Source organism: Paenibacillus graminis (genome assembly GCF_000758705.1).
Classification (GTDB): domain Bacteria; phylum Bacillota; class Bacilli; order Paenibacillales; family Paenibacillaceae; genus Paenibacillus_AQ; species Paenibacillus_AQ graminis.
This window is the reverse complement of the sequence record NZ_CP009287.1, coordinates 91,537-103,959: the sequence shown is the minus strand read 5'-3', so window position 1 is coordinate 103,959 and position 12,423 is coordinate 91,537. Positions and strand designations below refer to the sequence as shown.

Here is a 12,423-nt window from a genome sequence, read left to right as displayed (position 1 = left end):
AAAACCCCTAATTTTCGCTATTTTCCAAAATAATATTCTGCGATCAAGGGCTTCACCTTCTCTTAAAGTTTTTGCGTCCCAAAAGGAGGTTATGTATATAATTAAAGATATAACGTTTCACTTTGGATGGGAGGCCGATACCTGATGATTAGTTCCCCCGCAACCTTTTACACTGTTCCTATGGATGTTATCCACGCTGCCGAAATATGCCAATGGGTCTATAAGCCACCGTATAACATTTACGGCTGGATGTCCTGGGAGCAGATGCAGGCTTTGGGCATTGAGTTCGGTGATCCCCGGCTTCGAAGTGAGCAATATGTCTCAGTGGTGAACGGTCAAGGCATGCTCTGCGGCTTCGCGCAGCTCTTCCCCATGGAAGGTGTAGTCCGGCTTGGAATCGGCATGCGGCCGGATCTGTGCGGACATGGCATGGGGCATCTGTTCATGAATGCTGTCGTCAAGGAGGCTCTGGAACGTTATCCCGACCGTGAAATTGATCTGGAGGTGCTGACGTGGAACCAACGGGCCATTCGCGCTTATCAAAAAAGCGGATTTACCATTACTGATACTTATGAACGCCGGACCCCAACAGGTGACAAGCCTTTTTACTGTATGGTCTATGATAAATAGCACAAATCAGTCAATTATTTGTTACAAAAGCTATGATAACGCTTTACCTTCTTGTATAATGTAGAAAGCAGCTTACATGGAGGGGACGGATGCAGATGCAGAAATGGATCATGAGCGGTTTATTTTTTGCCGCCTGTGCCTTTGCGGTAGTCTTAATGTTTACTTTGCCGGGCAAAGCCGAAGTCGCTGAGGAGAACAAGCCAACCATGCCGGAAGTACAGCTGGATGCTGCGGGTGCGGAGGCCATAGTGAAGGCTAATTGCATTACCTGCCATGGGGATCAGCTCCAGGGTGGTGTAGGACCCAGCCTGCAGCAGGAAGGCGGCAAGCATGATGTCGGGGAGATCTTCACCATTGTGACTAAAGGCCGCGGACAAATGCCATCCTTCAAGGATAAGCTGGCCCCGGAGGAGATCGCTAATGTAGCCATGTGGCTCGCAGAGAAAAAGTAGCTTTACTTACGCTTCACAGAAGAAAGAGCACAAAATGCCCTTGCAAGGATGATGTTAATCCTAGGCAGGGCATTTTTTTATATAAGGGTTATGATGAACTCTCATTCGGACCAGTTCGATCGGGGCTGGTTAACGGTTCTTCTCAAAGGCTTCGTTAAATTCATGAGCCTGCCGGATATCAAGTGCGGTAAGCCCCTCCTCCTCTGCCGCAGACAGGCGAAGGAAGACCGTTTTATAATCAACTGTAATATGCGGATGATGCTCGAATGCTTCCGATATAGCCGCCACCTCGTCCACAAAAGCAATCCCCTTCATATATTCATTGAACATGTATTTGCGCACCAGAGTATCCTGCTCCAGTTTCCATCCTTCCAGCTTGCTCACCTGCTCCCGCAGCTCCTCTTCCATAAATTGCAATGTTCTTCCTCCCTTACTAAATTAACAGCAAAAGCCCTGCACTCTTTTACCAGTAGCGTTAATGCTTGAAACAAAACATCCCTCAGCTTATATAAAAGTCCAAGGGATGCGCCAGGATGAGGTTTTTTTTGGTTTAATGTATTCACAAATCCCAGCAAATAGTACTCGGCTCCATCAATTTTACCATGTTGCGCAGGCTGCGGGCAAACCGCCCTCCCGCAGCTGCCTGTCCCCTAGACCAGAAGGACTGAAGCCAGATCCTCTTCGCCAAGCAAAATATTAATCCGGTGTGTCTCCTTGTCATAGATCACAACTCCACTGCCCACCTCAATAACCGGCTCATTGCCCAGGGCATAGAACAGATCTTCAGCAAGTGCTTCCCAGACTTCCAGCTTCGACTCCTGAGGCAGCCCCTGCCACTCCTCGGGCTCCATTTCAAAAAAAACATACCCGTCGGAAATTCTTCCTACCGCTTCCGTCAGCTCACTCAGAATTTCACTGTAATCCCTGCCGTGCTTCACACCCACATCAATCACTCCGTTTTCTCCACAGATGAATAATATCCTACCCTACTCATTATAGCCGAAAAAATGACTTCACAAAAAAGGGAATGCTGTCGATAAATAAGAATATACGTGATTGGTCAGGCAGATGTCCCACCGCTGTTCATGGATGATACATGCGGTACAGTCAGGCCATTTCTTAATTCTCATGGACGAGGTGCATAAATGGAAATTTCAACAATAATCGGTTTGATTTTTGGTCTGGTTACAATAGTATGGGGGATGTATCTTAAGGGTGCTCCACTGCATGCCTTAAATGCTCCTGCCGCTTATGTAATTATCCTCCTGGGTACAGCAGCATCTATATTCATGGCTTTCCCGTTCTCGGAAGTCAAGAAAATCCCCTCATTGTTCAAGTTAATATTTGTAAAGAAAAAAATGGTCAGCAAATCAGAACTCATTACCATGTTCATGGAGTGGGCTTCCATTACCCGCCGCGAAGGTCTGCTTGCCCTGGAATCCAAGGTCGATGAAATTGAAGACAACTTTCTCCGGAACGGCATGCGGATGATTATTGACGGCAACGATCAGGAATTTGTCCGTGATGTGTTAATGGAAGATATCCATGCAACTGAAGATAGACATAAGGCCGGAGCGCTTATCTTCTCCCAGGCCGGCATGTACGCTCCGACGCTGGGGGTACTCGGGGCCGTTATCGGGCTGATTGCTGCACTGTCAGATATGAGTGCCATGGAAAAACTGGCTCACGCCATCGGTGCGGCCTTCATCGCTACACTGGTCGGTATCTTTACAGGTTACGTGCTCTGGCATCCTATTTCGAACAAGCTGAAGCGGCTGTCCAAGCGGGAAATTGAGGTTAGGCTGATGATGGTAGAAGGGCTCCTGTCCATTCAGTCCGGGGTGTCCACAATCGCCATCAACCAGAAGCTCTCTGTCTTCCTCACTCCAGTGGAACGTGCGAAGCTGAGTAACAAGGAGGGGGCTTCCAGTGAGCAAAAAGACTAGACATGAGGAGCACGAAGAGCATGCTGACGAATCCTGGCTGCTGCCCTATTCTGACTTAATGACGCTGCTGGTCGCTCTGTTCCTCGTTATGTATGCTATGAGTGCAACGGATGCCAAAAAATTTGAAGAAATGGCACAGGCCTTCAGTTCGGCACTGAATGGCGGGTCTGGAGTGATGGAATACCGGTCTGATGCTCCTACAAGTACTCAGCTCGATCAGGGCAAAGCCGATAAAATGAACAATGTCGTTGCTCCTAATACGGGTACCGCAGATATCGCCAAGCTTCGTAAGAAGGAACAGGAGGAGCTTGAGAAGCTGAAGAAACAATTTGACCAGTACATCAAGAACAACGGTCTGACCGATTTGCTCAGCACCAAGCTGAATCAATCCCAGCTGACAATCACCATAAGTGACAACGCCTTGTTCTCCTCCGGGCAGGCTGTAGTTAAGGATGAATCCCGGCAGCTGGCCAAATCCATTTCCACTATGCTGCAGCAATTTCCGAATTATGAAGTACTGGTAGAGGGCCACACGGATAATATCCCAATCTCCAATAGCGAGTACCCATCCAACTGGGACCTCAGTGTAGCCCGTGCGCTGCAATTTATGAAAATTCTGCTGCTGAACCCCTATCTTGACCCGGTTAAGTTCAGCCCTATCGGCTATGGGGAATATCACCCGATCGCGGATAATGATACGGCTGCCGGACGCGCGAAAAACCGGCGTGTGGAAGTCTCCATCCTTCGCAAATATCAGGACGTAACCCAAACTACGCCAGTTACACCTAGCAATTAAGATTCACGTAAAACTCTAATAAAGAGCTGCTCTGAAGGGTCTAAATCGACCTTCAGAACAGCTCTTTCTACGTTTAGCCTATAGTATGCGTTGATGCCGTTATTGCAGCTGATAATTAAGCATAGCTCCCAGCTCCACCTTCTCTTGGGCAGTCAGCTCACGCCATTCCCCGGTCTGCAGGGAACCCAGGTGGATATTCATCACCCTGATGCGCTGCAGCCGCCGGACCTCATAACCAAAAGCAGCGCACATCCGGCGGATCTGCCGGTTTTTGCCTTCCGTCAGAATAATCCGGAACACCCGCTCACTGATCCGCGTCACTTGACAGGGAAGCGTACGGCTGCCCAGTATCTTGACCCCGCTGGACATCCCCGTGATAAAGGATGGAGTAACCGGACGGTCCACAGTAACGATATATTCCTTCTCATGCTTGCCTTCAGCCCTTAATATCTTGTTGACGATATCTCCATCATTGGTCAGCAGGATTAACCCTTCGGAATCTTTATCAAGTCTGCCTATGGGGAATATCCGCTCATGATGTCCGACAAAATCAACAATATTCCCCTGAATATGTGCTTCTGTCGTAGAAGTAATACCCACTGGCTTATTCAACGCGATGTAGACGACCTTACTGCCTGTTTCTAGGGGTTTACCGTCTATGCGCACATCATCTCCCGGCTCAGCCTGGCTGCCAAGCACAGCACGCTCTCCGTTGATGGTGACTCTGCCGCCTTCCACCAGCTTGTCTGCTTCACGCCGTGAGCAGAATCCTGTCTCACTGATGAATTTATTAATTCTCACTTCAATCTTCACTCCGTTCTTCGTTCATAGCCTGCCCGGGAGTATGCTCTCCGGCTTCGGGCAGTTTAATGGTAACCTGAGCACCGCTCCCGTATTCACTGTGTATTTCCAGGCTCCCCTTGTGGGATTGGATAATCCGCTGGCTGACCATCAGCCCAAGGCCCGTTCCCGTCTCCTTGTTGGTAAAGAACGGCTCCCCTAACTTGGGCAGCATTTCCTCAGGAACCCCCTCACCCTCGTCAGAGATGACAATCACTACGGTACCGTCAATGATTTGTTGCTCCAGTATGATTGTACCTCCGTCAGGCATGGCCTCAATTGCATTTTTGACAATGTTGATAAACACCTGCTTCAGCTGGTTTTCTTCACAGTGGACCGTTGCCGGCTGCTGGGAAAACCGGGCCTCGAATTCAATGCCGAACAGATGCGCCTGGCTGTCCAGAAGTGAGATCACATCACCCAAAATCAGCCGGACGTCCCTCAGCTGAAAATGCACAGCCTGCGGCTTGGCCAAAATCAAAAATTCACTCACGATCATATTGATCCGCTCCAGCTCCGAGAGCATAAGTTCAATATGAAGCGGCACCAGAATCTTCTTCTCCTGCTGAAGCTGCAGAAATCCCCTCAAGGTGGTTAACGGATTACGGATCTCATGGGCAACTCCGGCGGCAAGCTGGCCGACCGTCGTCAGCTTCTCAGAGCGTCTCAGCAGCTCCTCCATCCGGTTTCGCTCTGTCATATCACGCGAGACATGGACGAAAGACTGCGGGTTGCCCTCCTCGTCACGGATGACCGAGCTGCTGACGCTGACTTCAACGAGCGAACCGTCGCGTTTCAGCCTGATCGTCTCCAGTGGTGGCAGAACCACTCCGTTCTTCAGCTCTCTCAGTCTGGTTTCCTCCTGCTTCTGCGCCGTAGCAGGCACCAGGTATGGCGTCTTATCCGACACATCGTCCGCGCTCCAGCCATACAATTCTTCGAAAGCCCGGTTCGTACTGATAATCCGTCCGTCCATGTCCATAGTATGAATGGCATCTGAAGTGCCATTAATGACTGACTCCAGCCGTTCCTTGACAGCCCGGTTCTCTTCCAGCGTCTGCCCCAGCCGGTTGGTATGCTGCAGCAGATGGGAGGTCATGGCATTGATACGGTGTGCCAGTTGTCCCAGTTCATCACGGCTATCCACCTTAAGCGGAGGCTCGAATTTGCCTCGGGCCACATCATTAACTTTTGCCAGGATATGCTGAATCGGCCGGGTAACAAGACCCGCAAGGATATAGCTCGCCGCAAAAAAAACTAACAGCAGGATTATCGATGTAGTCACATTATTGATCAGCTGCTCTTTGATTACAGAGGAAATAACTGAATAATCCATGACTACACTGATGACGTAATCCTCTACTCCCGGCTGCGTAATGGGAATAAAGGTTTTCAGCACTCTTTTACCCAGCGCCTGTGTGTCCAGTGTAAGAGGGATGCCGCCGCTAAGAGCTTCCATAACAGCCGTCTTGTCCTCTTCCACATTGCCATAAATGTACGTACCATACTTAATAGCACGGCTTCTCAGCTTCTGATTGGTAGGATCACTGCCATCCGGAAGCATTGTGGATACTCCAAAGGTTTTGGGATTGATTCCTGTGATCTCCAGAATACCCGGGTTAACCTCCTTGGACTGGCGGACAATCTCATCGGGATTCATAATCTTGACATAATCACTTACGGCGGTGCTGCGAATGTAAGGATCTATAATGTAATTGCTTTTTTGATCATAATAGTATCCCCACTTCTCGATAAACTTCGGATTGGAGGTAGAATACTCAAAGGGGCCTGACCAAAAATGCTCAAAGCTCTGCCCCTGCTCGACGGAAACCTCCTGACCTGCAAACAGCTCCAGAAATGCCACATACCAATAGCCCATACCTTTGGTAGACAGACCAATCTCACCGGGATCTGAGGATCTGGCTACAATCACATCATCCTCAGTCTTGACCAGGAGCGAAATATTAGACACTCCCAGCTTATGGGCCAGCGCAACCAGTTGAGCATCCTTCACATTTTTAATATCGGGATCAAGCTCTTTGGAAGCCAGAATAGCGGTCAATCTGAGGTTCTGGGCAATTTGATGCTGCACATAATTAGAGCTATAGCTGCTCTGCTCGACCGAAACGGCAATCTGTCTGGCGGCCATCTTCATATTCTTCACACTTTCATTGCGAAGATTGCTCCGGGCGGCATGAAGATTAAGTGTTAGATTAAGCGCCAGAATTAAGAGCACCGATCCGAAAATGATTGCCGATAACTTAGTTTTTATGGACAAGCTGTATTTTCACCTCTTATCCGCTGGTAAATCCTAGCGGAGCATTCAAACATATCATACCTTTTGCCTTCCCATTTGAAAAGACATTTCACTCTCGCTGATGTTTCGGGAAATATTGAATTGTGTAGACACTTTCTCTACAATGGATAAGAAACCATCCACAGGTTATGCACATATAAACATTTTATCAGATTGCGATGTGCACAATATTGTGTATAAGTCGAGCCTTATCCACAGAGTTATGCACAATTTGTTAAGAACGAATATTTGTTCGTTGCACAAGAGGGTATGTAGAAGGGAAGATGAGCTTGAATAGTATAAACAATGAACTGTCCTCTGAGGAATTGGCGGTTCATGAATATTGGATGAAAAAAGCGATTGAGGAGGCCCGCAAAGCGGAAGCTTTAGGCGAGGTTCCCATAGGAGCCGTAGTTGTCCGTGATGGGGAAATTATCGGCCGCGGCTATAACCTGCGGGAGACAACGATGGATTCCACCGCCCATGCAGAGATGGTGGCGATTCGCGAAGCCAGTGCACTGCTTGGTTCGTGGCGCCTCCTGGACTGTTGCCTATATGTTACATTGGAGCCCTGCCCTATGTGTGCGGGAGCCATGGTCCAGTCCAGAGTGCCGCTTACCGTATTCGGCACCCCGGATCCCAAAGCCGGCTGTGCAGGTACGCTCATGAATCTTCTGGAGGAGCCGCGCTTTAATCACCGCACTGAGGTCATTCAGGGCATACTGCAGCAGGAATGCGCTGAACTGTTGACCACTTTTTTCCGGCAGCTGCGCAAGAAATCTTCAAAGTAAGGAGAATCCCATGAATCACAAGTTATATGACACATCACATGGCATTTATATTTCTCTGCTGCAGATCCAGGATGCTGATGTACTCCTCCAGCTGCGTCTGCGCAATAAAGAACACCATCAACCCTTTGAACCGCTGCGCGACGACGATTACTTTACACGGGAGAGCCAGCAGCGGCTCCTTGCTCAGCGTGTAGAGGACTCTCTGGAAGACCGGGCGTACATGTTCGGTATATTTTTACTTGATGGCATGCTGATTGGACAGATCACGATCTCTAATGTAGTACGTGGGGTTGGACAGTTTGCGGATATAGGCTATTTCATTGATTACGCACTGCAGGGAAAAGGATATACAAGCGCAGCCGTAGGCCTTATCCTGAAGTTTGCCTTCCGTTCCCTTGGCCTGCATAGAGTGCAAGCCGCCATTCTGCTTCATAATCACGGCTCCCGCCGGGTCTTGGAGAAGAACGGGTTCCTGGCTGAGGGCATAGCCCGCCGTTTTATTAAAATTAATGGACAATGGCAGGACCACCGCACTTACGCTATTCTAGCCGATGATGTCCAGCCACAGGAGTAATGACAGTCTTCTCCGGTGAGAGCTCTTCTCCCCTGTTATGGGGATCATGAAAAATCCCGCATTAGCGCGAAAGACTTCGCACATATGCGGGATTTTTATTTCAACTTTACTTAGTAGGAGCTGCCGATGCTTCCAAATTCCTGCTGCAGCTCATCCATGGTAATGACATCGTCTCCCTGAGGAATGCCAATGGTGAAGGTCTGCTTTTCATTGATTTTACTGTATTGATTGCTGGCGGTTAAGGACAAGCTGACATTCTCGCCCTTGTCTGGATTGTTCACCTTAATGTCCATCAGGAGATCCTGATACACCGGAAAATCGTCCTTGTTGATCGCTGTATTCACATTGAATTTGTTGATGGTCAGATATTTTCCTAAATCAGCCAAGTCCTTGTCGAATTCTGCACGGGCTTCACTGGACTTCAGCTCTTCTTTGGCTTTAGCCAGGTCGGCATCGTCAATTTTCAGCATATCCTTATATTCCGGCTTGCTCACGATATCGATAATCTTCGGCAAAGCATTATTCACAAGAATCGTAAGCGCCTCTTTGACGTTATCATTGGTTACGTTGAACTGAACCACCTGCTCTGCTTCTACACCCTCAGGCAAAGCGGCGTCTTTCGGCTTAATGTTCTTGAAGTATGTTTTATCATCATACTCGCCCATCAATGTGTTAAGCACCTCATTGGAAAGCTTCTGCATCTTCTGAGTATCAAGAGCGCCAGGGTTCCATTCGGTTCCTCCCTGCTCAGCCAGTTTTTTCAGATCAAGCTCTACGAACTTGCCGACCACTGTTTCCGGAAGCGGCAGGAATGGGATTGACGGTATTTTGATATATACCTTCTCCGTGGTCATGACCATTGGAATCGTGAAGGACATCGTCATATCACCCTTCAGATTGAGTACCATCGTCATTTCGGTCTGCATTGGATCTGCCTGATAGACACCGTCAATAGTGATATCGGCGTTTTTCAGCATACTGAGCACCTGCGCTGTTGAGCTATCTGACTCACCGTTTGCTGGCGCATCTATAGCCAGATTATTAATCACCAGCTTACTCTTCATCTCATACGAGTTCAGAGTAGTCGCTTTGATCGCAGCAGATTTCAGTGCCTCCTTAGGCGCTTGCTCCTTGTTGGCGCAGCCGGGTAAAATTACTGCAGCAGTTAGCAGCAGTGCGGCAGCGGACAACCCCCATTTTCTCTTCATTAAAAATCTCCTCTCCCATGTAAACTATTTCTTCCCTCCCTTATGATAAACCATTTGGCAATTATGAGAAACATTTCTTTCTTAATATCACTCTAAAAAAATCAGCCTTGGCGGTTATGATGGTCTACATGGTTAGCCTGCTTAACCTTTTTGGAGCCGGAAAGCGGTTCAGGACCGGAGGACTTATGTTCCTTCCGGCGTTCCTGATGGTTATCTTCCGAACCTGGTGCAGGCATGCTTTTGGGTTTGCTCATTTGTAGGTTTGCCTCCTAGGGATTGGTCAGGTCTTGAAGCGCCTGAGCGCATTCATGAATCTGTCGGGTGTACCGCTGGGCCAAAAGCTGAACTGCATCGGAGCGTTCATCGGTCTGGCGCCCAGCTTCTTCAGCATCAATTAGGCTTACTGCAACCTCACGGCTGTCGACATAAGTACAACGAAAGTCAAGGGAATACGCCTGGCGTCCGGCAGCATTAAAATGAACCAGCAGACTGCTGGGGTCCGCTGCGTCACCCTGTACGCTAAAGCTGTCTCCATCCTCCATCAGAGCAGGCAGACGCTCCTGCCAAGCAGAAACCAAACTTTGCTGATCCAGCTGTAATTCTCGGTTCATTGTTATTATCAGCCTCCTTCCCTATTACATTGCGAAGAAAAGGAGCTTTTTATACTTGGTGCTACCGGTTCCCGGACTGATTCTCCTCCGTGAGGCAGAGCCTCCTTGCCGCTGCTGCAGAGTCTGTTCCATACAAAACAAAAAAAGCTGTCTTCCAAGGAAGGCAGCACCAAAACTATAATAACTGATTGAGCCTGCTTTCAGGCTCTTCACCATTTTCTACACGTTTTATATTGTTTATAAAGAAATCATATCTTTTTTTATGAAATTTTCGGCCATCAGGCATTCCTGCTGTATGGGGAGTAAGTATTACATTACCCATATTCCGGAGCTCACTGTCAATAGGAAGCGGTTCAGTTTCAAACACATCCAGGCATGCGCCTGAAATATCCCCATTTTTTAATGCATCAATCAAGTCTCTTTCGTTGACAATCCCGCCGCGGGCTGTATTGATAAAAAGAGCGGTACTCTTCATTTTCTCGAATGTCGCTTTGCTGATCAGTTGTTTGGTTTGCTGATTCAAGGGTACATGTACACTGATTATGTCCGATGTGCTTACAAGAGTATCAAAATCCGTCATTTTCACAAAACCGTCCGATGGTACATGAGCATTTCTCGCATAAGCCAGCACATTCATATCAAAAACCCTGCAAAACGCAGCTACTTTTTTTCCGATAGCTCCCAAACCGATAATCCCAACCGTTTTGCCTTTTAATTCACTCCCTGTATAGTCCAATTGATTTTCATCCAACCTGTTTTTCATGAAAGTATCAAGAAACGGTATGTTTTTATAATAAGACAACATCAGTGCCATTACGTGCTCGGCCACTGCCTGTGCATTTACTCCTGCAGCATTGGCCACCCAAATGCCGAGCTGTGTACAGGCAGGGACATCTACATTATCAAATCCTGCACCCGTCTGGACCAATTTTAATTTCTTTGCGATAGAAAGCAGACTGTGATCCACTTTAATATGTTCAGGGATGATTACCTGGCAATCTTCAATATGATGCAGCATTTCTTTTCCGGGCGGGACAATTACAACCTTCCAGTCTTGAGGAAAATATCTTACAATATTTGATTTCGAGGTTTCGCTAAAATAACCAACTATGAGAACCTTCATTGCTAAACCACCTTTCATTACCTATACCATTCTTCGAAGAAGACCCGTTTGATGATCGTCATTTTATCCTTCTAATTCCAGAGAAAAAAACATTTGACCCCTCGCCTTTATTAAGGATAATTTTAAACATAAAGAATAATGTTGTAAAACTCAAATATTTTGTGAACTATATTAATCATTTCTATATATTGAGGAGGTATTCTATGTATTTTCCTGGGATCGAAGCGTTTTTAGCTATTGTACGGACCGGGAGTATAAGCAAAGCGGCCGAATTGCTGCACCTGTCACAAGCTACGGTGAGCTATCGGTTAAAGTCATTGGAACAGGAAATGGGTTGCCTTTTGGTCGAGCGGAGGAAAGGGGCACCCAAAATCAGTCTGACCCCAAAAGGGGAAAACTTTTTTAGCATTGCGGAAAGATGGGATGCTCTCTGGAGGGAAACACAAATCTTACAGGCTAGCGGTTCGCAGTTAAGTCTGGCAATAAGCGCTGCCGAAAGTATAAGTCACTTTGTTTTGCCTCCTATATATAGAATGCTTAATCAGCATACCCCGTCCATCCGACTGCAAATTCGTACGCAGCATACTCAGGAAGCTTTTGATAGTATTGAGCGGCGCGAGATGGATGTGGCGTTTGTGGTGCGAGAAATCGTGTCGCCTAGTGTCACTGTTAAACCGTTTTTTACTGAAGAAATGGTGCTGTTGCGCCTGGCTGTGCCGGGACGGCAGGCCGGAGATACTATTGAAATGGATGAGTTGGCGGCGCAAGACGAAGTCCTCATAAATTGGAATAGAGAGTTTCAATTCAGACATGACCAGTGGTGGGACCCTCTTTGCCCGTCCCGTGTTCATCTGGACACAGCGGGACTCATCACCACTTTTTTGAAGGACGCCAGACAATGGACGATAGTTCCCGCCTCGATTGGCGCACATATGATGCGCATGGGAGATTTTGTTCTTCAGAAACTATCGGTATCGCTGCCTCCAAGAATATGCTATAAGGTAACTCATAAGTTTCCAAACCAAGCTTTACACGAACCCCTTCGTATTCTTGATAACTATCTGCAAGATATATTTGGAATACAATGATCTGACCTGTCGGGATATTCAGTACACCAAACGCGATGTCCATCGACGAGGCCGTCCGGTTTGTCATC

General features: G+C 47.7%; 15 protein-coding genes. 7 read left to right on the top strand and 8 right to left on the bottom strand.

The window, feature by feature from the left end:
* The first annotated feature begins 144 nt into the window (after positions 1-144).
* Complete coding sequence (locus PGRAT_RS00500; RefSeq protein WP_025706029.1) at positions 145-630, top strand: GNAT family N-acetyltransferase; 486 nt, start codon at positions 145-147, stop codon at positions 628-630.
* A gap of 95 nt (positions 631-725) precedes the next feature.
* On the top strand, positions 726-1,082 hold the full coding sequence (locus tag PGRAT_RS00495) for a c-type cytochrome (RefSeq protein WP_025706028.1): 357 nt from the start codon (positions 726-728) through the stop codon (positions 1,080-1,082).
* Between the two features lie 129 nt (positions 1,083-1,211).
* Here the strand turns inward: PGRAT_RS00495 and PGRAT_RS00490 are convergent, their stop codons facing one another.
* Both PGRAT_RS00490 and PGRAT_RS00485 read right to left on the bottom strand, forming a co-directional pair.
* Complete coding sequence (locus PGRAT_RS00490; protein WP_025706027.1) at positions 1,212-1,499, bottom strand: 4a-hydroxytetrahydrobiopterin dehydratase; 288 nt, start codon at positions 1,497-1,499, stop codon at positions 1,212-1,214.
* Positions 1,500-1,732: 233 nt separating this feature from the next.
* Positions 1,733-2,026: a hypothetical protein gene (locus tag PGRAT_RS00485; RefSeq protein ID WP_025706026.1), complete on the bottom strand. Its 294-nt coding sequence runs from the start codon at positions 2,024-2,026 to the stop codon at positions 1,733-1,735.
* 201 nt (positions 2,027-2,227) lie between these two features.
* Between PGRAT_RS00485 and motA the strand changes: the two genes are divergently transcribed.
* Both motA and motB read left to right on the top strand, forming a co-directional pair.
* Positions 2,228-3,028 (top strand): flagellar motor stator protein MotA, encoded by an 801-nt coding sequence (gene motA / locus PGRAT_RS00480; RefSeq protein ID WP_025706025.1) that lies wholly within the window; start codon positions 2,228-2,230, stop codon positions 3,026-3,028.
* Positions 3,012-3,824 (top strand): flagellar motor protein MotB, encoded by an 813-nt coding sequence (gene motB / locus PGRAT_RS00475; RefSeq protein ID WP_042265823.1) that lies wholly within the window; start codon positions 3,012-3,014, stop codon positions 3,822-3,824. Before motA ends, motB begins: the two co-directional genes overlap by 17 nt.
* Before the next feature lie 99 nt (positions 3,825-3,923).
* Here motB and rluF read toward each other — a convergent pair whose 3' ends face one another.
* Positions 3,924-4,625 carry a 23S rRNA pseudouridine(2604) synthase RluF gene (rluF, locus tag PGRAT_RS00470; RefSeq protein ID WP_025706023.1) on the bottom strand — a complete coding sequence of 234 codons (702 nt, stop codon included), beginning with the start codon at positions 4,623-4,625 and terminating at the stop codon, positions 3,924-3,926.
* A 1-nt stretch (position 4,626) separates the two neighbouring features.
* Positions 4,627-6,942, bottom strand: coding sequence for an ATP-binding protein (locus PGRAT_RS00465; protein WP_025706022.1), 2,316 nt, complete (start codon positions 6,940-6,942; stop codon positions 4,627-4,629).
* 308 nt (positions 6,943-7,250) lie between these two features.
* On the opposite strand from PGRAT_RS00465, the gene tadA reads away from it, so the two are divergent.
* Together tadA and PGRAT_RS00455 are read left to right on the top strand one after the other, a co-directional pair.
* On the top strand, positions 7,251-7,751 hold the full coding sequence (gene tadA, locus PGRAT_RS00460) for a tRNA adenosine(34) deaminase TadA (RefSeq protein WP_411830871.1): 501 nt from the start codon (positions 7,251-7,253) through the stop codon (positions 7,749-7,751).
* 10 nt (positions 7,752-7,761) lie between these two features.
* On the top strand, positions 7,762-8,325 hold the full coding sequence (locus PGRAT_RS00455; RefSeq protein WP_025706020.1) for a GNAT family N-acetyltransferase: 564 nt from the start codon (positions 7,762-7,764) through the stop codon (positions 8,323-8,325).
* Positions 8,326-8,435: 110 nt separating this feature from the next.
* On the opposite strand, the gene PGRAT_RS00450 is transcribed toward PGRAT_RS00455, so the two are convergent.
* The 4 genes from PGRAT_RS00450 to PGRAT_RS00435 form a co-directional block, all read right to left on the bottom strand.
* A complete protein-coding gene (locus tag PGRAT_RS00450) occupies positions 8,436-9,533 on the bottom strand; it encodes a DUF6612 family protein (RefSeq protein WP_025706019.1) in 1,098 nt (365 codons plus the stop codon).
* A 101-nt stretch (positions 9,534-9,634) separates the two neighbouring features.
* Positions 9,635-9,787, bottom strand: a complete 153-nt coding sequence (locus PGRAT_RS00445) for a small acid-soluble spore protein P (RefSeq protein WP_025706018.1) — start codon at positions 9,785-9,787, stop codon at positions 9,635-9,637.
* A 15-nt stretch (positions 9,788-9,802) separates the two neighbouring features.
* Complete coding sequence (locus PGRAT_RS00440; protein WP_020428196.1) at positions 9,803-10,144, bottom strand: hypothetical protein; 342 nt, start codon at positions 10,142-10,144, stop codon at positions 9,803-9,805.
* 175 nt (positions 10,145-10,319) lie between these two features.
* Positions 10,320-11,267 (bottom strand): NAD(P)-dependent oxidoreductase, encoded by a 948-nt coding sequence (locus PGRAT_RS00435; protein ID WP_025706017.1) that lies wholly within the window; start codon positions 11,265-11,267, stop codon positions 10,320-10,322.
* On the opposite strand from PGRAT_RS00435, the gene PGRAT_RS00430 reads away from it, so the two are divergent.
* The gene (locus PGRAT_RS00430; protein WP_238326815.1) at positions 11,267-12,355 is read left to right on the top strand and encodes a LysR family transcriptional regulator; all 1,089 of its coding nucleotides are present in this window, start codon (positions 11,267-11,269) and stop codon (positions 12,353-12,355) included. The two genes, PGRAT_RS00435 and PGRAT_RS00430, sit on opposite strands and share 1 nt — an antisense overlap.
* The last annotated feature ends 68 nt before the right edge of the window (positions 12,356-12,423 follow it).

Bases quoted from the DNA above. Each gene is read 5' to 3' on its own strand.
- PGRAT_RS00440 (WP_020428196.1), bottom strand. From the start codon at position 10,144: ATGAACCGAGAATTACAGCTGGATCAGCAAAGTTTGGTTTCTGCTTGG.
- PGRAT_RS00435 (WP_025706017.1), bottom strand. From the start codon at position 11,267: ATGAAGGTTCTCATAGTTGGTTATTTTAGCGAAACCTCGAAATCAAAT.
- PGRAT_RS00500 (WP_025706029.1), top strand. From the start codon at position 145: ATGATTAGTTCCCCCGCAACCTTTTACACTGTTCCTATGGATGTTATC.
- PGRAT_RS00455 (WP_025706020.1), top strand. From the start codon at position 7,762: ATGAATCACAAGTTATATGACACATCACATGGCATTTATATTTCTCTG.
- motA (WP_025706025.1), top strand. From the start codon at position 2,228: ATGGAAATTTCAACAATAATCGGTTTGATTTTTGGTCTGGTTACAATA.
- PGRAT_RS00445 (WP_025706018.1), bottom strand. From the start codon at position 9,787: ATGAGCAAACCCAAAAGCATGCCTGCACCAGGTTCGGAAGATAACCAT.
- PGRAT_RS00495 (WP_025706028.1), top strand. From the start codon at position 726: ATGCAGAAATGGATCATGAGCGGTTTATTTTTTGCCGCCTGTGCCTTT.
- PGRAT_RS00450 (WP_025706019.1), bottom strand. From the start codon at position 9,533: ATGAAGAGAAAATGGGGGTTGTCCGCTGCCGCACTGCTGCTAACTGCT.